Origin of the sequence: Streptomyces sp. NPDC059906 (assembly GCF_042730645.1) — a bacterium.
GTDB lineage: Bacteria > Actinomycetota > Actinomycetes > Streptomycetales > Streptomycetaceae > Streptomyces > Streptomyces rubrogriseus.
Map to the genome: position 1 here is coordinate 1 of NZ_JBHWKU010000012.1, position 22,878 is coordinate 22,878.

The 22,878-nt window shown below is 72.8% G+C and carries 13 protein-coding genes, 1 tRNA gene and 4 pseudogenes; 2 read left to right on the forward strand and 16 right to left on the reverse strand.

The window, feature by feature from the left end; translation table 11 throughout:
* Positions 1-99 precede the first annotated feature (99 nt).
* Together fusA and ACFV9J_RS19550 are read right to left on the reverse strand one after the other, a co-directional pair.
* On the reverse strand, positions 100-2,160 hold the full coding sequence (gene fusA / locus ACFV9J_RS19545) for an elongation factor G (RefSeq protein WP_385355897.1): 2,061 nt from the start codon (positions 2,158-2,160) through the stop codon (positions 100-102).
* A gap of 381 nt (positions 2,161-2,541) precedes the next feature.
* Positions 2,542-2,626 (reverse strand) — tRNA-Leu (locus ACFV9J_RS19550).
* A gap of 151 nt (positions 2,627-2,777) precedes the next feature.
* On the opposite strand from ACFV9J_RS19550, the gene ACFV9J_RS19555 reads away from it, so the two are divergent.
* Positions 2,778-4,109: a DUF2254 domain-containing protein gene (locus tag ACFV9J_RS19555; RefSeq protein ID WP_385355898.1), complete on the forward strand. Its 1,332-nt coding sequence runs from the start codon at positions 2,778-2,780 to the stop codon at positions 4,107-4,109.
* A 46-nt stretch (positions 4,110-4,155) separates the two neighbouring features.
* Here the strand turns inward: ACFV9J_RS19555 and ACFV9J_RS19560 are convergent.
* From ACFV9J_RS19560 to ACFV9J_RS19570, 3 pseudogenes are all read right to left on the reverse strand, one after another.
* A pseudogene (locus ACFV9J_RS19560) lies at positions 4,156-5,391 on the reverse strand (aldehyde dehydrogenase family protein); the annotation flags it as partial.
* A pseudogene (locus tag ACFV9J_RS19565) lies at positions 5,388-6,345 on the reverse strand (IS481 family transposase). The pseudogenes ACFV9J_RS19560 and ACFV9J_RS19565, both read right to left, overlap by 4 nt.
* Positions 6,346-6,536: 191 nt before the next feature.
* Positions 6,537-6,905: pseudogene (locus ACFV9J_RS19570) on the reverse strand (succinate--CoA ligase subunit beta); the annotation flags it as partial.
* A gap of 3 nt (positions 6,906-6,908) precedes the next feature.
* Here ACFV9J_RS19570 and ACFV9J_RS19575 point away from each other — a divergent pair.
* A pseudogene (locus ACFV9J_RS19575) lies at positions 6,909-7,279 on the forward strand (MFS transporter); the annotation flags it as partial.
* Between the two features lie 79 nt (positions 7,280-7,358).
* Here ACFV9J_RS19575 and ACFV9J_RS19580 read toward each other — a convergent pair.
* The 11 genes from ACFV9J_RS19580 to ACFV9J_RS19630 form a co-directional block, all read right to left on the reverse strand.
* A complete protein-coding gene (locus tag ACFV9J_RS19580; RefSeq protein ID WP_385355899.1) occupies positions 7,359-8,585 on the reverse strand; it encodes a sugar phosphate isomerase/epimerase family protein in 1,227 nt (408 codons plus the stop codon).
* Positions 8,586-8,699: 114 nt separating this feature from the next.
* On the reverse strand, positions 8,700-10,097 hold the full coding sequence (locus ACFV9J_RS19585; RefSeq protein WP_385355901.1) for an alkaline phosphatase family protein: 1,398 nt from the start codon (positions 10,095-10,097) through the stop codon (positions 8,700-8,702).
* The gene (gene eboE, locus ACFV9J_RS19590) at positions 10,094-11,269 is read right to left on the reverse strand and encodes a metabolite traffic protein EboE (RefSeq protein WP_385355903.1); all 1,176 of its coding nucleotides are present in this window, start codon (positions 11,267-11,269) and stop codon (positions 10,094-10,096) included. Before eboE ends, ACFV9J_RS19585 begins: the two co-directional genes overlap by 4 nt.
* 3 nt (positions 11,270-11,272) lie before the next feature.
* Positions 11,273-12,121 (reverse strand): TatD family hydrolase, encoded by an 849-nt coding sequence (locus tag ACFV9J_RS19595; RefSeq protein ID WP_016327783.1) that lies wholly within the window; start codon positions 12,119-12,121, stop codon positions 11,273-11,275.
* Complete coding sequence (locus ACFV9J_RS19600; RefSeq protein ID WP_385355904.1) at positions 12,121-12,858, reverse strand: EboA domain-containing protein; 738 nt, start codon at positions 12,856-12,858, stop codon at positions 12,121-12,123. The genes ACFV9J_RS19595 and ACFV9J_RS19600 overlap by 1 nt, the downstream gene beginning before the upstream one ends.
* Before the next feature lie 13 nt (positions 12,859-12,871).
* Positions 12,872-13,774: a sugar phosphate isomerase/epimerase family protein gene (locus ACFV9J_RS19605; RefSeq protein WP_385355906.1), complete on the reverse strand. Its 903-nt coding sequence runs from the start codon at positions 13,772-13,774 to the stop codon at positions 12,872-12,874.
* A 203-nt stretch (positions 13,775-13,977) separates the two neighbouring features.
* The gene (locus ACFV9J_RS19610) at positions 13,978-15,069 is read right to left on the reverse strand and encodes an SCO3242 family prenyltransferase (protein WP_385355907.1); all 1,092 of its coding nucleotides are present in this window, start codon (positions 15,067-15,069) and stop codon (positions 13,978-13,980) included.
* The gene (locus ACFV9J_RS19615) at positions 15,066-16,337 is read right to left on the reverse strand and encodes an inositol-3-phosphate synthase (RefSeq protein ID WP_385355909.1); all 1,272 of its coding nucleotides are present in this window, start codon (positions 16,335-16,337) and stop codon (positions 15,066-15,068) included. Before ACFV9J_RS19615 ends, ACFV9J_RS19610 begins: the two co-directional genes overlap by 4 nt.
* Before the next feature lie 199 nt (positions 16,338-16,536).
* Positions 16,537-20,253 carry a ThuA domain-containing protein gene (locus ACFV9J_RS19620; RefSeq protein ID WP_385355911.1) on the reverse strand — a complete coding sequence of 1,239 codons (3,717 nt, stop codon included), beginning with the start codon at positions 20,251-20,253 and terminating at the stop codon, positions 16,537-16,539.
* A 262-nt stretch (positions 20,254-20,515) separates the two neighbouring features.
* Positions 20,516-21,514 carry a sugar phosphate isomerase/epimerase family protein gene (locus ACFV9J_RS19625; protein WP_385355912.1) on the reverse strand — a complete coding sequence of 333 codons (999 nt, stop codon included), beginning with the start codon at positions 21,512-21,514 and terminating at the stop codon, positions 20,516-20,518.
* A 16-nt stretch (positions 21,515-21,530) separates the two neighbouring features.
* The gene (locus ACFV9J_RS19630) at positions 21,531-22,823 is read right to left on the reverse strand and encodes a Gfo/Idh/MocA family protein (protein WP_385355914.1); all 1,293 of its coding nucleotides are present in this window, start codon (positions 22,821-22,823) and stop codon (positions 21,531-21,533) included.
* Positions 22,824-22,878: the final 55 nt, after the last annotated feature.

A 22,878-nucleotide genomic window follows, 5' to 3' on the forward strand; every position in this document is an offset into this window, starting at 1 on the left:
AGCACTCGGCCCCGCCGGGCCGAAGCCCGGCGGGGCCGAGAGGAACCTGCCGCCGGGCCCGCCGACGGCGTCCCGGCTGGGCGGGGCCGTCCCGCACGCCTACCGCGCGACCGCCGCGGGTGCCGGCGCGTAACCGGTGGGCCGGGCGGTGAAGGTGCCCCGGCCCTGGGTGCGGCTGCGCAGCCGGGTCGCGTAGCCGAACAGCTCGGCCAGCGGGACCGTGGCCGTGACGACCGCCGCGCCGCCCCGCGTGTCGGAACCGGTGACCCGGCCGCGGCGCGCGGCGAGGTCACCGAGCACGCCGCCGACACCGTCCTCGGGGACGGTGACCGTGACCTCCACGACCGGTTCGAGAAGGATCATCCCCGAGGCGCGCAGGGCGTCGCGGAGACCGAACCGGCCGGCGGTGCGGAAGGCCGTGTCCGAGGAGTCCTTCACGTGCGTCTGGCCGTCGGTCAGCGTGACCCGCAGGCCGGTCACCGGGTGGCCGCCCAGCGGACCCTCGGCGAGGGCGTCCCGGCAGCCCGCCTCGACGGCCCGGACGTACTCCTGCGGCACGCGTCCGCCGACGACCGTCGAACGGAACACGAAACCGCCGCCCGCGCCGTCCTCGTCCGCGTCCTGCTCCCAGGGCTCGACGTCGAGCACGACGTGCGCGAACTGCCCGGCGCCGCCGTCCTGTTTGACGTGCCGGTGGACGAAGCCGGTGACGCCTTCGCCGACCGTCTCGCGGTACGCCACGCCGGGACGCCCGACCGTGACCTCCAGCCCGTGTTCGCGCCGGACGCGCTCCACCGCGACCTCCAGGTGCAGTTCGCCCATGCCGGACAGCACGGTCTGCCCGGTCTCCGGGTCGGTCCGCACGGCCAGTGAGGGGTCCTCCTCGGTCAGCCGGGCGAGCGCGGCGGCCAGCCGGTCGGTCTCGGTGGAACGCCGGGCCTCCACGGCCACGTGCACCACCGGTTCGGCCACGCCCGGGGGTTCCAGGAGCAGTGGGGCTTCCGGTGCGCACAGGGTCGAGCCGGCGCGGGCCGTCTTCAGCCCGACCACGGCGACGATGTCCCCGGCGACCGCGCGCTCCAGCGGGTCGTGCCGGTCGGCCCGTACCCGCAGGATGCGGCCGATGCGCTCGGTGCGGCGCGTGCCCGCGTCCCGCACGGTGTCTCCCTTCTCGATCGTGCCCGAGTACACCCTCAGGTACGTCAGCCGTCCCGTCGGGGTGGCGTTCACCTTGAACGCCAGAGCCGCCATCGGCGCCGCCGGATCGGCGGGCCGCTCCCGCTCCGCGCCGTCGTGCGTGCCGCGCACCGGGGGCACGTCCAGCGGGGACGGCAGGTACGCCACCACGGCGTCCAGCAGCGGTTCGACGCCGCGGTTGCGGTAGGCGGAGCCGCACAGCACGACCACGCCGTCGCCGGTGCGCGTCAGGTCGCGCAGGGCGCCGGTGAGGGTGGCCGCGGTGAGCGTCTCCCGGTCGCAGAACTCCTCCAGCGCGCCCGGGTGGCGTTCGGCGACCGCCTCCTCCAGCAGCCGCCGCCTGCGGGCGGCCTCCTCGCGCAGCGCGTCGGGCACCGGACCCTCCTCGGCCGTGTCCGCGCCGTCGGCCCATACGAGGGCGCGCCTGCGCGGCAGGTCGACGACGCCGGTGAAGCCGTCCTCCGTGCCGATGGGCAGCTGCACGACCAGGGGGACGGGGTGCAGCCGCTCGCGGATCGAGTCGACGGCGGTGTCGAGGTCGGCGCCCGCCCGGTCCATCTTGTTGACGAACGCGATCCTGGGCACGCCGTGCCGGTCGGCCTGCCGCCACACGGACTCGCTCTGCGGCTCCACGCCCGCGACCGCGTCGAAGACGGCGACCGCGCCGTCCAGCACGCGCAGGGAGCGTTCGACCTCGTCGGCGAAGTCGACGTGCCCCGGGGTGTCGATGAGGTTGATCCGGTGGCCCGCCCAGGCGCAGCTGACGGCAGCGGCGAAGATGGTGATGCCGCGGTCGCGTTCCTGCGGGTCGAAGTCGGTGACGGTGGTGCCGTCGTGGACCTCGCCGCGCTTGTGGGTGGTGCCGGTGAGGTAGAGGATCCGCTCGGTGACGGTGGTCTTACCCGCGTCGACGTGGGCGAGGATGCCCAGGTTGCGGACGGTGGTGAGCGGGTTGGTGCGCATGGCCCGAAGCCTTTCGGAGGAACCGGAGAAGGGCAGCGCGATTTCTCCCGACGCAGGCGCCGGACGCTCCCGGCGAGGGGCGTCGGCGGTCAGATGTGCGTCGCGGGCATCCGGTGCCGGCCGCGCAGCGGGCACCGGACGGCCGAAGACACCAGGATCACCTCGTGCCGGGACGGGGGAACGACGGGTGCGGTGCGGCTGCGCACGGCCCTGCTCCCCTCACTCGGTCTCGGTGTCACGGTGAGTGTAGGGAGGCCGGGATCAGAGCCGCACCGTATTTTCGGCGGGCCACGAAACCGCTCGAAACGAGAGATGCCGACCGGGAGATCTCCCGGCCGGCATCTCTGTTTGATCTGATGTTTGTCGCTTGTGTCGCTTGTGTGTCCGAGGGGGGACTTGAACCCCCACGCCCGATAAAGGGCACTAGCACCTCAAGCTAGCGCGTCTGCCATTCCGCCACCCGGACCAGGTGTCTGTCGCGGTGCGGGGGTGCTCCCCGCGGCGACGTGGACAACCATACCAAGGTTTCGCGGTGCCTTTCACCTGCGTTTCCTTCCCCGCTCCTCCCCTGAGCGGCGGTCCGGGACCGGCGGCTCCGCTGCGCCTAGGGTCGCATCATGAGTGACTGGATGGTTACGCAGGGTCCGCTTCCGCGCCGTCGGCCGCGGGCGTTGTCGCCGCTCAGGGAGCATCTGCGGGACACGTTCTGGTTCGCGCCCACCGCGGCGATGGCGGGTGTCTTCGTGGTCTGGCTCGTGGCCCAGGAGCTCGACGCGGCCCTCGTCCGTTCGCTGCAGGACGACGGGGACTACGACACGCTCGCCGAACTGCTGCGTTTCGCGGACGACGCGAAGACGGTGGTGTCGGCGGTCGGCTCGGCGATGATGACCTTCATCGGTGTGGTGTTCAGCATCTCCCTGGTCGCGGTGCAGATGGCGAGCGGACAGTTCACCCCGCGGGTGGTGCGGCTCTTCGTCCGCAGCCGGATCACCAAGGCGACCTTCGCCGTCTTCCTCGCCACCTTCGTCCTGACGCTGCTGGTGCTGACCAGCTACGACAGCAATCCCGACCCCCGCGCCGCCACGTCCGTCCCGCTGGTGCAGTCGGTACTCACCCTGGTCATGGTCGCGTTGAGCCTGCTGCTCTTCGTGATGTACGTGAACGCCACCCTGCGCCTGATGCGGGTCAGCCATGTGATCGCCCGCATCGCCGCCGAGTCCTTCCGGGTGGCGGCGCTGATGCCGGTGCCGGCGGACGGCGGCGGGGCGCCCGGACTCGGGCCCGTGACGGCGTGGGTCGCCCACGACGGGCAGGGCGGCGTACTGCGGGACGTGCACATCGCCCGGCTGGTGCGGGTGGCCCGGGGGCACGGGGTGGTGCTGCGGCTGGTCCCGCGGATCGGTGACTTCCTGGTGCCGGGCACACCGGTCCTGGCGGTGCACGGCGGGGCGGCTCCGCCGCGCCGGGCGCTGCGCTACGCCCTGTCCGTCGGGGTGGAGCGCACCTTCCACCAGGACCTGGCGTTCGGGCTGCGCCAGCTGTCCGACATCGGGCTGCGCGCCCTGTCGCCCGCGGTCAACGATCCGACGACCGCCGTGCAGGCGCTGGACCGGGTCGTGCAGATCCTGGCCACGCTGTCCCGGCGGCCGCTGGACGCCGCGCTGCACCGGGACCGCCGCGGCGCGCTCCGGCTGGTGCAGCCCGTGCCCGGCTGGGCGGAGCTGGTGGACCTCGGGTTCGCCGAGGTCCGCGCCTGCGCCCCCGCGTCGCCGCAGGTCACCCGGCGCCTGATGGCCGGTCTCGACGACCTGCTGCTGCTGGTGCCGCCGGAGCGGCGCGCCCCGCTGCTGCGCCACCGCGAGCTGCTGCGGCAGGCCGTCGAGCGGACCGCGCCGACCGCGGCGGACCGGGCCTTCGCGCTGCGGCCGGACCGCCAGGGCATCGGCTGACCCGGGACGCCCGCCGACACCCGTTGTGGCATGAGGCCGACGCCCCTTACGGCATGAGGTGGTGGTCCGGGAAGTTCCCCGGCAGCCGCTCCCCCGCCGGTCCGCGGGTCACGGCGCGCACCAGCAGCTCGCCGCCCACGAAGGCGCCGCGCCAGGACGCCCCGTGTCCGCCGAACAGCTCGTCGCGGTCCCCGCGGGAGCGCGGTACGCCGTGGCCGACCTTGAACGCGCGGATCTGCGGCGCCAGCCTGTCGTACGTCGCCGGGTCGTCCGTGGACAGCGTGGCCACCAGGGCGCCGTTGGAGGCGTTCATCGCGGCGAGCAGCTCGGCCTCGGTGTCGACCAGGACGATGGTGTCGACCGGGCCGAAGGGCTCGGCGTGGTGCAGGGGTGAGGAGCGGGGCGGGTTGAGCAGGGTGACCGGCTGGACGTAGGCCGAGGTGTCCTGGCCGGACAGGAACCGGGCATCGGCGGCGCTGCCGCGGTGCAGCGGGACGGCGCCCCGGTCGACGGCCTCGGCGACCTGGTCGTGGAGTTCCTTGGCCTTCGCCGCGTTGATCACCGGGCCGAAGTCGAGCGCCGGGTACGGGTCGTCCGGTGCGGCCACGGCGAGCGGGTGGCCGACGCGCAGGGTGCGGACGGCCGGGAGGTACGCCGCGAGGAACGCGTCGAACCGCTGCCGCTGGACGACGAAGCGCGGGTAGGCGGTGCAGCGTTGCTTGGCGTAGTCGAAGAGCTTCGGGACGATCCGGGTGAGCGCGTCCCAGTCCGTGAAGTTCCAGATGCCCCAGGTGTTGAGTCCTTCCTGTTCGAGGATGTGCCGCTTGCCGAGGTCGGCGAGGGCGGTGGCGACGTCCGTGCCCGTGTCCCGGCCGCCGACGAAGGAGACACAGCCGATCTCGGGCGCCCGGACCAGTGCCTGGGACAGCTCTCGGCCGCTGCCGCTGAGGAGGGTGACGGGAAGTCCTTCGCGGGCGGCGAGTGCGCAGGCCAGGGTCAGGCAGGCGACTCCGCCGTCGGTCGGGGTCTTGGCGATCACCGCGTTGCCCGCCAGTGCCTGGACCAGCAGGGCGTGAACGAGGACGCTCATCGGGTAGTTCCAGCTGGCGATGTTGGACACCGGGCCGTCCAGCGGAGCGCGCCCGTCGAGCATGTCCTCGATGCCGTCGAGGTACCAGCGCACGCCGTCGACGGCCCGGTCGACGTCGGCCCGCGCCGACCGCCAGGGTTTGCCGATCTCCCAGACCAGCAGCAGCGCGAGCAGTTCGCGGTGCTGGGCTAGGTGTATTGACCCGCAGGGTTGTTGACGCGGCTGATCGGTGGGTGGCCGTCGAGTGCGGTGTGGCAGCGGTGGTGGTTGTAGGTGTGCAGGAAGTCTGCCAGGGCTGCCGTTCGTTCGGTGTTGCTGGTGTAGGGCCGCAGGTAGGCCCATTCGTCGAGCAGGGTCCGGTTGAAGCGTTCGACCTTGCCGTTGGTCTGCGGCCGGTAGGCGCGGGTGAGCTTGCCGGTCGCGCCGAGGTCGGCCAGGGCGTCGTGCCAGGCGAAGCTTTTGCGGTAGGGCCAGGCGTTGTCGGTCAGGACCCTCTCGATGTGGTCGATGCCGTGGGCGGTGAAGAAGGCTGCGGCCCGGCGCAGGAAGGCGGCGCAGGTGGCGGCCTTCTCGTCGTCGTGGATCTCGCTGTAGGCGAGGCGGGTGTGGTCGTCGACGGCGGAGTGGATGTAGTCGAAGCCCATATTGCTGCGGGTGGCGCGGCCTGCTTGGCGGCCCAGGACCTTGTGGCCGCCGCCGTCGGGGATCCGGCCGAGTTTCTTGACGTCGACGTGGACGAGTTCGCCGGGCCTCTCGCGTTCGTAGCGGCGGATGATCTGGCCGGTGGGCCGGTCCAGGAAGGCCAGACGGTGCAGGCCGTGGCGGGTCAGGATCCGGTGCACGGTGGAGGCGGGCAGGCCCAGGATCGGGCCGATGCGGGCGGGGCCGAGCTTTCGGTCCTGGCGCAGACGGCACACCTGGGCCTCGGTCGCCGCCGGGGTACGGTGCGGTGTCGTCAGGGGCCGGCTGGAGCGGTCGTGCAGCCCTTGCTCACCCTCGAACCTCCAGCGGCGGACCCACTTGTGGGCCGTGGGACGGGAGATGCCCATTTCCGCGGCGACTTTGCGCGACAGGACGGCCCGAGCAGACACGGGCGATCAGCAGCCGCCTGCCACGAACGGTCAGGCGGGCATTACGGTGGAACACGAAGGCCTCCGTGCGGTGAAGATTCGACACCTCCACCACCACGGAGGCCTTCGCCATGATCAAGCCCGCCCAGCGCTAACAACGCTCGTGATCAATACAGCGGGTGTGCTTCATGCCCTCGGCACCGGTCATGCCCTGGACGAGGACCTTGCTCTCCTTGGTGAGGTAGATCGTCATGTCGTCCTGTCTCCTTATCCGGCTCGTCCTGCTCGTCCTGCTCGTCCTGCATATCCGGCTTGTCCGGCGGTGGACGCAGCGGTGGCGAGCCCGGCGGCGCGGCGGGCGGCGCCGTCCATGGTGGTGGCCTGTTCGACCAGGGGATGCGCGCGGGCGTCGAGCAGGGCCCGGCCCCGCGCGGCGTTGTTGCCGTCGAGGCGTACGACGAGCGGTTTGGTGAGCCGGACCTCGTCGAGGGCGCGGACGATGCCGTCGGCGACCGCGTCGCAGGCGGTGATGCCGCCGAAGACGTTGACGAGGACGGACCTTACGCCGGGGTCGGAGAGGACGACGGACAGCCCGTCGGCCATGACCCGGGCGGAGGCGCCCCCGCCGATGTCGAGGACGGCCTCGCCCAGTTCGGCATCATCTGGTCGGCCGAGATCAAGAACCTGCCGCTGTTCCTGGTCTTCTCCGCCATCTCCGGGGTTTCGGCGGTGGCGCCATCTTCCCGATGTTCGCGGCGCTGACGGCGGACTACTTCGGCGAGAACAACAACGCCACCAACTACGGGATGGTCTACAGCTCCAAGCTCGTCTCCGGCCTCGGTGCGGGCATGGGTTCCGTGGTCGTCGGCGTCTGGGGCTACAACGGCGCCTTCAGCCTGGCGGGCAGCATCTCGATCTTCGCCGGGTTCGTGGCGCTGTCCCTGAGGCCTCCGGGGCGCCCGAAGAGCAAGCGCGTCACCCCGAATCCCCAGCCGCTCGGCGAGGGATGACCTGACGGAGGCTTCTTCGCACGGACCGGGCGGCCCCTCCCCCAGCACGCGGGAAGGGCCGCCCGGTCCGTGTCGCGGGTCAGCGGCGGCGCTTGCGCAGGGCCGCCAGGCCGTCGTAGCTGATCTTCGCCTCGCGCAGTGACTGCGCGGGGTCGGTGGCGCTCGGGGAGTTGTCGTCCTCGACCATCGGGTTGTGGTAGTTGCGCTGTCCGACCCGGGAGAAGAACGTCGTGTAGTCGATGACGCCGGTCCCGAACGGCACCATGTCGTAGCCCATGCCGTTGGTCGTGCTGACCACGCCGTCCTTGGCGTGGAAGAGCGGGTAGCGCCGGTTGTTGCAGGCGACCAGGCCGGCCGGGTCGAAGACGTTCTTCCGGGTGGAGCCGTCGTGGGCGGTGTACTCGTGGAACTTGTACTGGGCGACGTGCGCCCAGAAGATGTCCATCTCCAGCCAGACCACCCGCGGGTCGGTGATCTTGAGGAAGTACTCCAGTTTCCGGATGCCCGAACTGCGGGTCGGCCGGCCCTGGTCGTCCAGCGGGCCGTCGTCGAGCAGGAAGCCGTAGGCGCTGTCGTGGTTGTGGGTGTAGAGCTTGATGCCCTCCCGGTGGGCGATCGCGCCGAGGGCGTTCCACTTGTCGGCGGCGACGTCCCAGTCGGCGCGGTAGGAGCTGCCGGTGGGGTCGCCGCCGGTGCCCATGTGGTCCATGCCGAGGATGTTGGCGATCTCCAGGTGCTTCTTGAAGGTGTCCTTGTCCGCCTGGGTCAGCGGCCAGGAGGACGGGATGAAGCCGTGGTTGCCCTGGGCGCGCAGCCCGTAGTCGTCGAGCCAGGAGCGCAGCAGCCGGGCGCCCTTGACGGACTCCAGACTGGCGCCGCCCGGTGCGTTGGCGTGCTGGTTGTATCCGGCGAACTCCACCTGGCGGTAGCCGTGGCGGGACAGCTGCTTGAAGACCTCGCGGAAGCCGGAGGGCAGGTCGGAGGCGAGGGGGTCGCGGGCGGTGGCGTCGCGGACGGTGTAGAGGATGATGCCGCGCTTGTCCGCCGGGACGAGGATCTGCCCGTGGCCGTGGCCGTGTCCGTGTCCGTGGTCGTGGTCGTGGTCGTGGTCTCTGCCCCGGTCGTGGGCGAGCGCCGGGGAGGCGCCGAAGACGGGGGCGGCGACGGCTCCGGCCGCCACCGCGGTGCAGGTGCTGAGGAAGCGGCGCCGGTTCACGCCGAGGGCGCGGCGCAGGCTCTCGCCCGGGCCGTCGGCGGACGGGTCGGTGCCGGCGTCGGTGCGGGAGGAGTCGGTGAACGGGGTCACGGATGCCTGCCTTCTGGGTCGTGGCCTGCACCGATGCGGTTCGGGCGGGCCGTTGTCAGTGCCGTGTGTTTCACTCTCAGTAGTCGGATTTCGGCGGGCGTACCGGGTGGTGCGTCAGCCGAGTCCGGCCAGCCGGAGCAGGAGTTGTTTCACGTCGGTGGCCGCGACGCGGTCTCCGACAGCGCGGGGGGTGGAGCAGATGAGGAGCGGACCGTCGTCGTCGCTCGCGGGGAGGCGGCCGTGGCTGCCTCGAATAGGTGAGGCGTCCAGGGGCACGACCGCCATGCGGTAGCGCATGCCGAGTTTCTTGCGGGCCAGCGCGCCGGCCGCCTTGACCTTGACGTAGGGGTCGAGGGGGTCCATGAACAGCTCGACCGGGTCGTAGCCGGGTTTGCGGTGGATCTCGACGAGCTGCGCGAAGTCGGGCGCGCGGTCGTCGTCGAGCCAGTAGTAGTACGTGAACCAGGCGTCCGGCTCCGCCACGGCGACCAGCTCGCCGGCGCGCGGGTGGTCGAGGTGCTGGGCCTTCTTGCCCTCGTCGTCGAGGAGCTGCTCGATGCCGGGCAGCCCGTCCAGGGCGGCGCGGGTGGCGTCGAGGTCCTCGGGGCGGCGGACGTACACGTGGGCCACCTGGTGGTCGGCGACGGCGAAGGCGCGGGAGGCCATCGGGTCGAGGTACTCCATGCCGTCCTGGGTGTGCACCTCGAGCAGTCCGGCGCGGCGCAGGGCGCGGTTGATGTCCACGGGCCGGCTGACGGGGGTGATGCCGTACTCGGACAGCGCGACGACGGTGCGGCCCTCGGCGCGGGCGTCGTCGAGCAGCGGGGCCAGCGCCGCGTCGAGGTCGGCGGCGGCCTTCAGGGAGCGCGGGTCGTCGGGGCCGAAGCGCTGCAGGTCGTAGTCGAGGTGAGGGAGGTAGCAGAGGGTCAGGTCGGGATGCCGGGTGGCCATGATGTGCCGGGTGGCGTCGATGATCCACTGGCTGGAGACCAGGTCGGCGCCGGGCCCCCAGAAGTGGAAGAGGGGGAAGGTGCCGAGTTTGACGGTGAGTTCGTCGTGCAGGGCCGGGGGCCTGGTGTAGCAGTCGGGTTCCTTGCGGCCGTCGGCGTAGTAGACGGGACGGGGGGTGACGGTGAAGTCGGTGTCGGCGCCCATGGCGTACCACCAGCAGATGTTGGCGACGGTGTAGCCGGGGTGGGCGCGGCGGGCGGCGTCCCAGAGTCGGTCGCCGGTGACGAGCCCGTTGTGCTGGCGCCACAGGAGGACGTCGCCGAGTTCGCGGAAGTACCAGCCGTTGCCGACGATGCCGTGCTCGGAGGGCATGGTGCCGGTCAGGAAGGTGGACTGGGCGGCGCAGGTGACGGCGGGCAGCACGGTGCCGAGCGGCGCCCGGGAGCCGGACTGGCCGAGCTGCTTGAGGTGGGGCATGTGGTCGAGGAGACGGGGGGTGAGGCCGACGACGTCCAGGACGAGGAGGGGGGTCGGTCCGTCGGAGGGGGTGGGTCGGGTCATGGCAGTTCCTTCAGGCCGAGGTCCGTCAACAGGTCGCGGGCGAGGGTCAGCTCGGCGGCGATGCCGTCGGTGAGCTGGGCGCGAGCGCGGGGCCGCAGCTCGGGCGGGAGGGCCTGCCAGGTGTAGGTCTCGACCTCCAGGTTGCGGGTGAGGGGGTGCGGGCCGCCGACGAGCCGGGTCAGCGCGGCCTTGAGCACCGGAAGGGTGGAGGTGAGGGGCGCGGCGGGGGCCGCGTGCAGGGGGACGTGGAAGTGGGCGCGCCAGGGTGCGGTGCCGGGCAGTGGGCCGCCGTCCGCGAGGGCCTCGTCGAGGTCGTCGGTGCCGTGCAGGCCGCCGGAAAGGGTGGTGGTGCGGGTCTGGTGCAGGAAGCGCGGCTCGGCGAAGGCGGCGAGCGCCTCGCGGACGGCGGGGTCGGCGGGGTGTTCGGCGTGCAGTGCGGCGGACAGCTGGGACTTGACGACGGGCACGCGGGCGGCCGTGAGCGCGTCCAGGGCGGTGTCCGGGTCTTCGAAGGAGGTGGCGAGGTGGCAGGTGTCGACACAGACGCCGATGCGGTCGTGGGCGATCGCGGTCAGCGGGGCGATGGCGTCGTGGGTGGTCTCCACGACGCAGCCGGGTTCCGGTTCCAGGCCGACGCGGATGGAGCGGCCGGTGAGTTCCTGGAGCGCGTCGAGGCGTTCGGCGAGGGTGACGAGTGCGGCGCGGGCCTTGTCGGCGCGGGTTTCGTCGTAGGCGGTGCGCCAGGCGAGCGGCAGGGTGGAGATGGTGCCGTCCGTGACGTCGTCGGGCAGCAGTCCGGCGAGGAGACGGGCCAGGGAGGTGGTGTGTTCGAGGCGTTCGGGGTCGGCCCAGTCCGGCTTGTAGACGCGGTACTTGACCTCTTCGGCGCCGAAGCCCTCATAGGGGAAGCCGTTGAGGGTGACGACCTCCAGGCCGCGCCGGTCGAGTTCGGTGCGCAGGCCGCGCAGGGCGGCGGGGTCGGTGACCAGGGCGTGGGCGGCGTCGCGGGCGAGCCACAGGCCGATGCCGAGGCGGTCGCGGCCCAGGCGTTTGCGGACCGGCTCGCAGTGGTCGCGGAGCTGGGCGAGGACGCCGTCCAGGGTTTCGGCGGGGTGCACGTTGGTGCAGTAGGCGAGGTGGACGGTGGAGCCGTCGGGGTGCCTGAAGCGCATGGCTCACTCCCCGCCGCGCAGGATGGAGTTGCCCTCGTGCGTGGCGTCCCCGGCGGCGACGTCGAGTTCCAGGCGCCCGCTGAGCCCGTAGAAGGCGACGGGGTTGCGCCACAGCACCCGGTCCACGTCGTCCTCGGTGAAGCCCTCGGCGAGCATCAGGTCGCCGACCTTGCGGGTCTTGAGCGGGTCGCTCCTGCCCCAGTCGGCGGCGGAGTTCACCAGGACCTGCTCCGGACCGTACTCGCGCAGCAGGGCGACCATCCGGGCCTCGTCCATCTTGGTGTCCGGATAGACGGAGAAGCCGAGCCAGGCGCCGCTGTCCTTGGCCTCCTTCACGGTGGTCTCGTTGAGGTGGTCGACCAGGACCCGCTCGGTCGGCAGCGCGGACTCCCGGACCGCGTCCAGGGTGCGGCGCAGGCCGGCGAGCTTGTCGCGGTGCGGGGTGTGCACGAGGGCGGGCAGGCCGTGGTCGGCGGCGAGCTGGAGCTGGGTGGCGAGGGCGGTGTCCTCGGCGGGCGTCATCGAGTCGTAGCCGATCTCGCCGACCGCCACCACCCGGTCCTTGACGAGGTAGCGGGGCAGCTCGTCGAGGACGGGCAGGCACCGGGGGTCGTTCGCCTCCTTCGGGTTCAGCGCGATGGTGCAGTGGTGGGCGATGCCGTACTGGGCGGCGCGGAAGGGTTCCCAGCCGAGCAGGGCGTCGAAGTAGTCGCGGAAGGAGTCGGGCGAGGTGCGGGGCTGGCCCAGCCAGAAGGACGGCTCGACGAGGGCGCGGACGCCGGCCGCGTACATGGCCTCGTAGTCGTCGGTGGTCCGGGAGGTCATGTGGATGTGGGGGTCGAAGATGCGCATCAGGACTCCTTGCCGTGGGGGTCGGCCGTACCGGGCGCGGGGCGTCCGGACTCGGTCAGGGCCAGGACGCGGTGCAGGTCTTCGGGGACGGCGCGGTCCGCGGCGGTACGTTCGGCGGCGTAGTCGGCGAGCATCCGGGCGAGTTCGTCGTCGGCGTGGGCCCGGCGGGCGAGGTCCGCCACGGCGGCGACGGGGACGCCCGTGAACAGGCACTTGAGCACGGCGTGCCGCCACTGGTGGGCGTCGAGGTGCCGGGCGGCGTACGGGCCGAGGGCGGCGGCGACGAGCCGGGTGTCGTTGGTGCGCAGGGCGTCCTCGACGAGCGGGAGGGCGTCCGGTCCCGGCACCAGGTGGGGCAGGGCGTGCAGGACGGCGCGGCGTTCGTCGGCGGTGCCCTGGGAGTACACCCGGGTCAGGGCGCCGGTGTCGGCGCGGGCCGCGTGCAGGACGAGGACGCGTGCGGCATCCGCGTGGGCGGGCCCGCAGCGGCGGCCGGCCTCGGCGAGGCGCAGTTCCCACACCGAGATGGGGCCGTGGGTGCCGGGGTGGGCGGCGGCCTCGTCGAGGGCCTGGTCCAGCCAGGCCCGGGCGGCTGCGCCGAGCCGGGTGGCGAGGGCGGCGCGCAGGTCGGCGGGCGGGACGTGGGCGGGGGTGGTGCCCTGGGAGCCCTGCCCGTCGGGGGTACCGTCCGCGTCCTGGGTGTCGGGGGTGACGTGGGCGGTGTGCGGCTGCGTCATGGGGTGGCTCCCTTCAGTGGGTGGCGGAGGGCTCGCCCGAGCGGTCGGTGCGGGGTGCTGCCGGTGCGGCCCGGCGCAGGAACGGGAGGGAGCGTTCGGCGAAGTGGGGACCCGCGTGCGAGTGGCGGGGCAGTTCGACGACGGTCAGGCCCTGGTAGCCGGTGGCGGCGAGGGCCTCGAGGACGGGCGGGAAGTCGATCTCGCCGTCACCGAAGGGGAGGTGTTCGTGGACGCCGCGGCGCATGTCCTCGATCTGCACGTGGCGCAGCCAGGGGGCGGCGGCGCGCACGCAGTCGGCGGGAGGGAGCGGTTCGAGGCACTGGCAGTGGCCGATGTCCAGGGTGAGCCCGAGGTGTCCGGGATCGCCGAGGGCGCGGCGCAGCGTGTGGAAGTCGTCGAGGGTGGCGAGCAGGTGCCCCGGTTCGGGCTCCACCGCGAGGGGGACGCCCGCGGTGGCGGCGGCGTCCAGGACCGGCGCGAGGGCCTCGGCCAGCCGCTTCCAGGCCGTGTCCTCGTCCGTGCCGCCCGGCGTGATGCCGCTGAAGCAGTGCACGGCGTGGGCCCCGAGTTCGGCGGCCACGTCGACGGCGCGCAGCAGGAGGCCGGTGCGGCGGGCGCGGTCCTGCGGGTCGGGGTCGAGCAGGGAGGGGCCGTGCTTGCGGCGCGGGTCGAGTACGTAGCGGGCGCCGGTCTCCACGGTGACGCCCAGACCGAGCGTGTCCAGCCGCCGGGCGAGGCGCCGGGTGCGGGCGGCGAGGTCGTCGGCGAGGGGGTCGAGGTGCATGTGGTCGAGGGTCAGGCCGACGCCGTCGTAGCCGAGGTCGGCGAGGAGGGCGAGGGCGTCGTCGAGGCGGAGGTCGGCGAGGCCGTTGGTGCCGTAGCCGAAGCGGAGCGGGGACCCGGCGGTGCCGTCCACGGTCTGGTCCGGTCCGCGGTCGGGCCTCCGGCCCGGCCCGTGATCCGGCTCCTGACCCCGTCCGCGATTCGGGCCCCGGCCCGGCCGGCGGTCCTGCTCCTGGCCCGGTCCGTGGTTGCCGGCCGACGAACGGCCGCCGTCGGCCTGCTTCCCGTCCGGAGCATGGTTCGCCCCCCGGCCCCGTCCCTGGTTCGGGTTCCGGCTCACGTGATGCTCACCTTCCTCATGGCGGACCTCCTCGCGAACCGTCGGCCGGCCGGCGCGAGGGCCGCCACCAGGAGGGACGTGGCGCTCGCACCGGAGCGGGCGGCGAGCGCCGCCTGGAGCGGGATCGTGGCCCGGATGCCGCCGCCCACGGCGCGTTGGGTGAGCGGGGGTGAGGGGTTGAGCGCGGCGTGGAAGTAGGGGCGGGCGGCCGTCGCGGCGTAGGCGGCGCCCAGGGCGGCCGCGAGGGCGTCGGTGACGGTGGGTGCCGGGGTGGAGCCCGGCAGGCCGGGGGCGGCTGCTGCCCGCCGGCCTGCCGGGAGTCGGGTGCGGCGCCGGGCGACCAGGCCGGTCAGTGCCCCCGTCGTCGCGAGGGCGGCGAGCGGGGCCAGGACGGAACCGCCGGTGGTCTCCCGGCGGGAGACCGCGGTGACCGCGAGGGTGTGGCTGCCGAGCAGGGCGGCCGAGGGCAGCGCGGCACGGGTGCCGCCGCCGGTGGCGGCCGCGCCCAGGAGCAGGTCCAGTCCGCGGGCGGCCGCCATGGCCGCGGGGCCGGCCGGGGTGTGCTTCAGCGCGAGGTCGTAGGCCCAGACGGTGGCCGCCAGCGGGGCCGCGACCGCGAGGACGGGACGTCCCGCACCTGCCGCCAGCGCAAGGCCGGCGCCGGTGAGCACCCCGGCGGCGGTGAGGGCGGCGGCGGGGCGGATGCGGCCGGAGGGGAGGGGGCGGTGCGGGCGTTCCGCGGCGTCCTCCGCCCGGTCGGCCCAGTCGTTGAGGGCCATGCCGGCCTCGTACAGGCACAGGGAGGAGCCGATGGCGAGCAGGGTGCGCGGACCGGGGCGCGCACCGGCCGCCGCCGCGCCCGCCAAGGCGTCGCCGGGGACGGTGAACAGGGCGGGCAGCCGCAGCAGTTCGGCCCAGGCGCCGACGCGGGCGGAGCGCGGGGACGCTTCGGCGGTCGCGAGCGGCGGCCCAATGGTCCCGGAGGCCGCTCCCGGCACCCCGGACGCTCCGGCCGGCGTCCGCGACGACGCGGCCGGGGCTCCCGACGGCCCGGCCGTGTCCCGCGCGGCGGCGACGGCGCGGCTCATCGCCCGGCCCCGCCTTCGACGCCGCGGCCGCCGGACCGGACGGCAACGGCGTCACCGCTCTCCCCGGCGGCACCGTTCTCCCCGGCGGCACCGTTCTCCCAGCCTTCGCCGCCGTCCCCGTCGACGGGGGCGCGGTCCGCGTCGTCCCGCAGCCGCCCGGCGAAGCGTTTCAGCTCCCCGTACTGCTCGGCCAGGGCCGACGGGCCGTCCCCCACCGGGTCCTTGAAGAAGAAGCCCAGTTCACCCAGGGGGCCGGACAGGCCCCGCTGGTGGGCGCGGGCGACCAGGCGGGCCAGGTCCAGGACGAGTGGCGCGGCGAGGGAGGAGTCGCAGCCCTGCCAGGTGGTCTGGAGGAACATGCGGGCGCCGAGGAAGCCGTCGAAGGCGATGTGGTCCCAGGCGGTCTTCCAGTCGCCGAGCGCGGGCACGTCGTCGATGTGGACCTCGCCCTCGACGGGGGCGCCGAGGGTGTCGGCCAGCACGCGTTCCTTGCCCGCGTTCTTCGCCGCGGCGGCCGCCGGGTCGGCGAGGGCGGCTCCGTCGCCCCCGCCCAGGAGGTTGGTGCCGGACCAGGCGCGCACCGCCAGCGCCCGCTGCGCGAACATCGGGCCGAGCACCGAGCGCAGCAGGGTCTGCCCGGTCTTGCCGTCGCGGCCCGCGTAGGGCAGGCCGCTCGCCTCCGCCGGTGCGGACAGCGCCGGGTGGTGCAGGCCGGTCGACGGGGTGAAGTTGACGTACGGGCAGCCGGCCCGCAGGGCGGCGGCCGCGTACAGCGAGCTGGCGGGAAGCGTGCCCCCGGCGGGCGCGGGTTCGGTGGAGGCCACGTTCACCACCACCGTCCGCTCCGCACCCGAGCGGCGCGCGAAGTCGGTGATGTCCGCGGCGAACGCGGCGATCAGCTCCTCCTCGTCGCGGGTGTCGCCGGGCAGGGGCCCGCCGGGGCGGATCTCGCGGTCGGCCGCGGCGAGTTCGGCGTGCACGGCCGAGGGCAGTCCGTGCGGCAGCACGCCACCGGCGGCCAGGGCCTCGGCCCGCTTGGGCAGGGGGCAGTCCACGGTGTCGTGACCGCCGAAGACGAGGGCCGGCAGGGCGGGGAGTCCCGCGTCGGCGAAGTCGGGGGTCTCGGTGACCATGCCGGTCGGGGGGTGCAGTCCCGCGGTCACGGCGGCGCAGCCCGCCACCACCGTGGTGGCGACGGAGCCGCGGGCTCCGATCAGCCAGACACCGGTACGGGAGCCACGGGAGGAAGCAGAGGGGGACGCGGACATGGGCAGCCTCCTTGTCGAGCGCGTCGAGCACACACGAGCGGTGGTACGGCCGGGCGTGGTAGAGCCCGTGGTGGTACGGCCGGGGGGTTCCGTTCGGGGTGACGGCGGGCGGAGGTCCGGCGTCCTCCGCCCGCCGCCGTTCCGGTCGCCCCTGGGGGGCGCCTCCCGCGGGAGGTCACCCCTCAGGGGCGGGTTCGCCCTAGGAGGGCAGTTCCTTGAGCTGGATGTTGCGGAAGGAGACCTGGTCGTCGGCGCCGTGGTTCTGCAGGCCGATGTAGCCGTCGGTCAGGCTCCGCTCGGGGTCCTTGTTGGTGAAGTCGTTGATCTTGACTCCGTTGAGGAACACCTGGAGGCGTTCGCCGCGGACCTTGATCTCGTAGGAGTTCCACTGGCCGGGCGGCCGCAGAACCTGGTCGCGGGCCTTGATGTTCGCCGCCTTGAAGGTGTAGATCGCACCGGTGGTGCGGTCCACGGCGTCCGTGGCGTCGATCTGGATCTCGTAGCCCTTGTTGACGGCGGACCAGGGGTCGTCGGAGGCCGGGAAGCCCACGAAGACACCGGAGTTGTCGTCGCCGCGCATCTTCCAGTCGAGCTTGAGGGAGTACGACTTCAGCTCCTTGGCCTGGTACCAGAGCAGGCCCATGCCGCCCTCGGACTCCAGGACGCCGTCCTTGACGTTGAACTTGCCGGGGCCGGCCTGCTTCCAGCCGTCCAGGGTCTGGCCGTTGAAGATGTCCCGGTAGCCCTTGCTGGGCTTGCAGTTGGCCTTGACCTGGCCGGTGGCGTACTGCATGCCGCCGAGCAGGTGGCCGCGGAAGGCCTCGTCGGCGTAGGACTCCTTGGTGTGGCCGAGGCCGGTGTAGAAGGAGCGGCCGCCGCCGTAGTTCTGGCACCAGGCGATCGGGTGGTCGCCCTTCATGTTCCCGCCGTCGTAGGTGGTCTCGTCGAGGGTGGCGAGGACCTTGGCCTGCTCGCGCGGGTTGGTGCGGTAGTTGTACAGCTCGTCGGTGTGCTCCCAGGTGTCGTCGAGGTGCGCGGTGGCCGGGTGGTCGTGGTCCTCGACGCGGACGGTGGCCTTCTGGATGGCCGGGTGCGAGTCGAAGTAGGCGCCGACGAGGCCGCCGTAGAACTCCCAGTCGTACTCGGTGTCGGCGGCGGCGTGGATGCCCATGTAGCCGCCGCCGTTCTTGACGTAGTTCTCGAACGCCTTCTGCTGATCGGCGTTGAGTACGTCACCGGTGGTGGACAGGAAGGCGACCGCGTCGTACTTGGCGAGGTTGGCCGTGGTGAACTGCCCGGCCTCCTCGGTCGCGGTGACCGAGATGCCGGCCGGGGTGCCCAGCTCCTTCAGGGCGGCGATGCCCGCCGGGATGGAGTCGTGGCGGAAGCCCGCGGTCTTGGAGAAGACCAGGACCTTCTTGCCGGCCTTGAACGGCTCCGTGGAGAACTCGAAGTCGTCGATGTCGAACAGCGCGCCCTCGCCGCCCTTGAAGACCAGGTAGACGTCGGTGGTCTTCCTGGGCAGGGCCCGCAGCGGCACGTCGACGTTCTGGAAGGTCTCCCAGCTGCCGGTCGGCGGGATGTACGCCGAGCCGTGCAGCTTGCCGGTGGGCGAGCCGGTGCGGACCTCGACGTAGCCGCCGGCGCCGCCGGAGGAAGCCCGTACGGTCAGCTTCTTCTGCCCGTCGAACTTGTAGGGGCTGAAGGAGATCCAGTCGCCGTCGTTGATGTCGCCGACCGTCTTGCCGCCGTTGGCGCCGGTCTTGTCGATGGGCGACACGCCCTGCTGGGCGGTGAAGTGCTCGGCCTGGCGGTGCGGGGGCTGGATCACGGTGCGGGCGGTGCCGGTCAGGGCCTCCTGGCCGTTCGCCCCGCCGTCGGTGTAGCTGGCGCCGACGACGCCGTAGATGTTGGCGTTGGGGTCGTGGCCGCCGTCGCCCGGCGGCGGGTTGAGGGTGCCCTCACAGCCGATCTCGCTGGTCAGCTCGTGGGCGTGGGAGTCGTGACCGAGGCTGTAGGCGACCTTGACCTTGGAGCAGTCGATCGTCTCCTCGGGGTCGGTGACCTTCACCTTGAACGGGATGGGCTCACCCATGGGGAGCAGGGTGCCGTTGCCGGGGGTCTCGATGACCACCTTGGGCTCGGTGTTGCCGACCACGATCCGGACACTGGCGTTGCCGGTGTTGCCCTCGGGGTCCTTCGCGGTGAAGGTCGCGGTGTAGGTGCCGACCTTCTTGTACTTGTGGGTGGGGGTCAGGCCCTCGCCCTTGGTGCCGTCGCCGAAGTCCCAGCCGTAGGTCAGGTCCGGGGAGTCCGCGTCCTTGGCCGTGGCGGTGAACTTCACCTTCAGTCCGGCCGCGCCCGACGTCTTGTTGGCGCTCACCTCGGCGATCGGCGAGAAGCCGTCCGCGGCGTTCTCGATCCGGTACAGGGCGGAGTCCTTGTCGCCCTGGAACCAGGACAGGCCGTAGTCCAGGACGTAGAGCGCGCCGTCGGGGCCGAACTCCATGTCCATGATCTGGGTGCCGGTCCACGGGAAGTCGTTGATCTTCGAGACCGCGCCGTCCTCGGTCTGCTCGATCCGCTTGATCCAGCGCCGGCCGAACTCCCCGGCGAAGAAGTCCCCGTCGTACTCCTCGGGGAACTTCACGCTGGAGTCGAGGTCGGGGTCGTAGCGGTAGACCGGGCCGCCCATCGGGGACTCGGAGCCGCTGCCGAACTCGGGCACCGAGTCGTCGTCGTACGGGATCCAGGCGGCCTGCGCGGGCGGCAGGTCGGTGAGACCGGTGTTGTGCGGCGAGGTGTTCTTCGGGGCCGCGCAGTCGAAGGTCTCGCCGGAGGTCTTGGTGGCGAAGTCGTAGTCGACGTACGGGTCGTTGTCGCCGGTGCAGAAGGGCCAGCCGAAGTTGGCGGCCTTGGTGACCTTGGCGAACTCGACCTGTCCGGCGGGGCCGCGCTTCGGGTCGGCGGCGCCGGCGTCGGGGCCGTAGTCGCCGACGTAGACCGTGCCGGTCTTCTTGTCGACGCTGATCCTGAACGGGTTGCGGAAGCCCATCGCGTAGATCTCGGGCCGGGTCTTCTCGGTCCCCGGCTCGAAGAGGTTGCCCTCCGGGATGGTGTACGAGCCGTCCTCGGCGACCTTGATGCGCAGCAGCTTGCCGCGCAGGTCGTTGGTGTTGCCGGCGCTGCGGCGGGCGTCGAAGGCCGGGTTGCGGTCGGCGCGCTCGTCGATCGGCGTGTAGCCGTCGGAGGCGAACGGGTTGGTGTCGTCGCCGGTGGAGAGGTAGAGGTTGCCCTCGGCGTCGAAGGCGATGTCGCCGCCGACGTGGCAGCAGGTGCCGCGGGAGGCCGCGACGTCCAGGACCTTCTTCTCGCTGGCCATGTCCAGCGTGCCGTTGGCGTTCAGGACGAAGCGGGAGAGGCGGTTGACGCCGTCGAACGGCTTGAAGTCCTCGGCGGTGCCGTTCTCCGGGGCGTCGCCCGCGGGGGTGTCGAGCGGCGGGGCGTAGTAGAGGTAGATCGCCCGGTTGTTCTCGAAGTCCGGGTCGATGCCTACGCCCTGCAGGCCCTCCTCGTCGTGGTTGTAGACGGGGATCTTGCCGGCGACCTTGGTGACGCCGCCCTGGTCGGTCAGGCGCAGTGTGCCGTCGCGGGCGGTGTGCAGGACGCTGCGGTCCGGGAGCACCGCGAGCGACATCGGCTCGCCCATCTCGGGCTCGCCCTTGGCGAGGGGTACCTGCTGGAACTGCCCCTCGGCGGCGACCGGTGTCTCGTCGTGCTCCGGGTGGCCCGGGTGGGCGCCGGCGACGGTCGCCGGGGTGCCCACGGCCAGCAGCAGGCCGGTGAACAGGGCGAGGGTGGTGCGAAGCCTGGGGCGCCTCGCGGTGCTGGTGCCTTTGAGTCTGGTTCTGTGCACGAAGTCCCTCCGGGAACGGGTGGGCCGTACGGGATGGGTGCGAAGACGTGCGATGCGGGCGCCGGGGTGCGCCGTCACCCCGGAGGCGTGAATGTCCTGAACACTTCAGGGACGGTAACCGCGTTCTTCCGGGGCCAACACCCCTTGGGTCAGGTCTCGTTGAACTTTTACCCAACTCAGGACAAAGCGGGATTCGGGCAGCCCCGACCGGGGACCGGCGGTTTCCTCCGGTCCCCGTCCCGACCTGCGCCGGGCGCGCGGATCAGCTGTTGAACGCGGCGTCGAAGGACGCGGTGGGCGGCTCGAAGTCGAAGGCCTTGAGCCGGGTGAGGGCCTCGGGCGCGCCCTGCAGGCGGTCCATACCGGCGTCCTCCCACTCGACGGAGACGGGCCCCTGGTAGTCGATGGAGCGCAGCATGCGGAAGACGTCCTCCCAGGGGACGTCGCCGTGCCCGGCCGACACGAAGTCCCAGCCGCGCCGGGGGTCGCCCCACGGCAGGTGGGAGCCGAGCCGCCCGTTGCGGCCGTCCAGGCGCTTGCGGGCCTCCTTGCAGTCGACGTGGTAGATGCGGTCGCGGAAGTCCCACAGGAAGCCGACGGGGTCGAGGTCCTGCCACACGAAGTGGGAGGGATCGAAGTTGAGGCCGAAGGCGGGCCGGTGGCCGACCGCCTCCAGGGCCCGCTGCGTGGTCCAGTAGTCGTAGGCGATCTCGCTGGGGTGCACCTCGTGGGCGAACCGCACGCCCTCCGCGTCGAAGACGTCCAGGATCGGGTTCCAGCGGTCCGCGAAGTCCTGGTAGCCGCGCTCGATCATGGACTCGGGCGCCGGTGGGAACATGGCGACCAGATGCCAGATCGCCGAGCCGGTGAAGCCGATGACGGTGTCGACGCCGAGCCGGGCGGCGGCGCGTGCGGTGTCCTTGATCTCGGCGGCGGCGCGCTGCCGTACGCCCTCCGCGTCGCCGTCGCCCCAGATGCGGGCGGGCAGGATGGCCTCGTGGCGCTCGTCGATGATGGCGTCGCAGACGGCCTGGCCGACCAGGTGGTTGGAGATGGCCCAGCACTTGAGGCCGTACTTGTCGAGCAGCTGGTGCCGGGAGTCCACGTAGGAGGGGTCCGCGAGGGCCTTGTCGACCTCGAAGTGGTCGCCCCAGCAGGCGAGTTCCAGACCGTCGTAGCCGAAGTCGCGGGCGAGGCGGCAGACCTCCTCCAGCGGCAGGTCCGCCCACTGTCCGGTGAAGAGCGTGAAGTTGCGTGGCATGGCGCTGCCGGCCTCCTCAGGGGGTGATCGGGGTGTAGACGGAGTTCTTCTCGGCGCTCTCCTCCACGGCGGCGAGCACGCGCTGCACCTGCAGCCCGTCCGCGAAGGAGGGTTCGGGGCTCCGGCCTTCGGCGACGGCGTGCACGAGGTCGCGCGCCTGGTGCACGAAGGTGTGCTCGTAGCCGAGTCCGTGGCCCGGCGGCCACCAGGCGTCCAGGTAGGGGTGTCCGGGTTCGGTGACCAGGATCCGGCGGAAGCCCGCGTGCGCCCCGGGCTCGGTGCCGTCGTGGTACGACAGCTCGTTGAGCCGTTCCAGGTCGAAGGCGAGTGAGCCGCGCTCGCCGTTGAGTTCGATGCGCAGGGCGTTCTTGCGGCCGGTGGCGTAGCGGGTGGCCTCGAAGGAGACCAGGGCCCCGGAGGTGAGGCGGCCGGTGAACACGGCCGCGTCGTCGACGGTGACCTGTCCCGTCACCCCGTCGGCCGAGCCCGCGGACAAGCCCCGGGGGGCGCCGGCGGGCAGCGGGCGTTCCCGTACGAAGGTCTCGGTGAGGGCGGAGACGCCCGCGATCCGCTCGCCCGACAGGTACTGGGCGAGGTCGACGATGTGGGCGCCCAGGTCGCCGAGCGCCCCCGATCCGGCCAGCTCCTTGCGCAGCCGCCAGGTGAGCGGTGACTTCGGGTCGACCAGCCAGTCCTGGAGGTAGGTCACCCGCAGGTGCCGCAGCCGGCCCACGCGGCCCTCGGCGACCATCCGCCGGGCCAGCGCGGTGGCGGGAACCCGGCGGTAGTTGAAGCCGACCATCGCCAGCCGGCCCCGGGCCGCGGCCTCGTCGGCGGCGCGGGTCATCGCCTGCGCCTCCTCGACGGTGTTGGCCAGCGGCTTCTCGCACAGCACGTGTTTTCCGGCGGCGAGCGCGGCCAGCGCGATCTCGGCGTGGCTGTCGCCGGGGGTGCAGATGTCGACGAGGTCGATGTCGTCCCGTTCGACCAGGGTCCGCCAGTCGGTCTCGGTGCTCGCCCAGCCGTGCCGGTCGGCCGCCAGGCGGACGGCGTCGGCGTCCCGCCCGCAGATCGCGGCCAGTACCGGGTTCAGCGGCAGGTCGAAGACCCGGCCGGCGGTGCGCCAGCCCTGGGAGTGGGCGGCGCCCATGAAGGCGTAGCCGACCATGCCGACCCGCAGGGGCGGTCTGGTCGCGGACGCCCCCGTCGCCGCCCCGGCCCCGGCACCGGTCCCGGTATCGGTCCCGCTGTCGGTCCCGGCGGCTGCCTCCTCGGCGCCGGCCCCCTCGGGCTGCTGCGGCTGTCCCATGCGGATGTCCTCCTCGTCGTGGTGGCGCGGTGGGGTGGGCCCCGCCCCGGCGGCG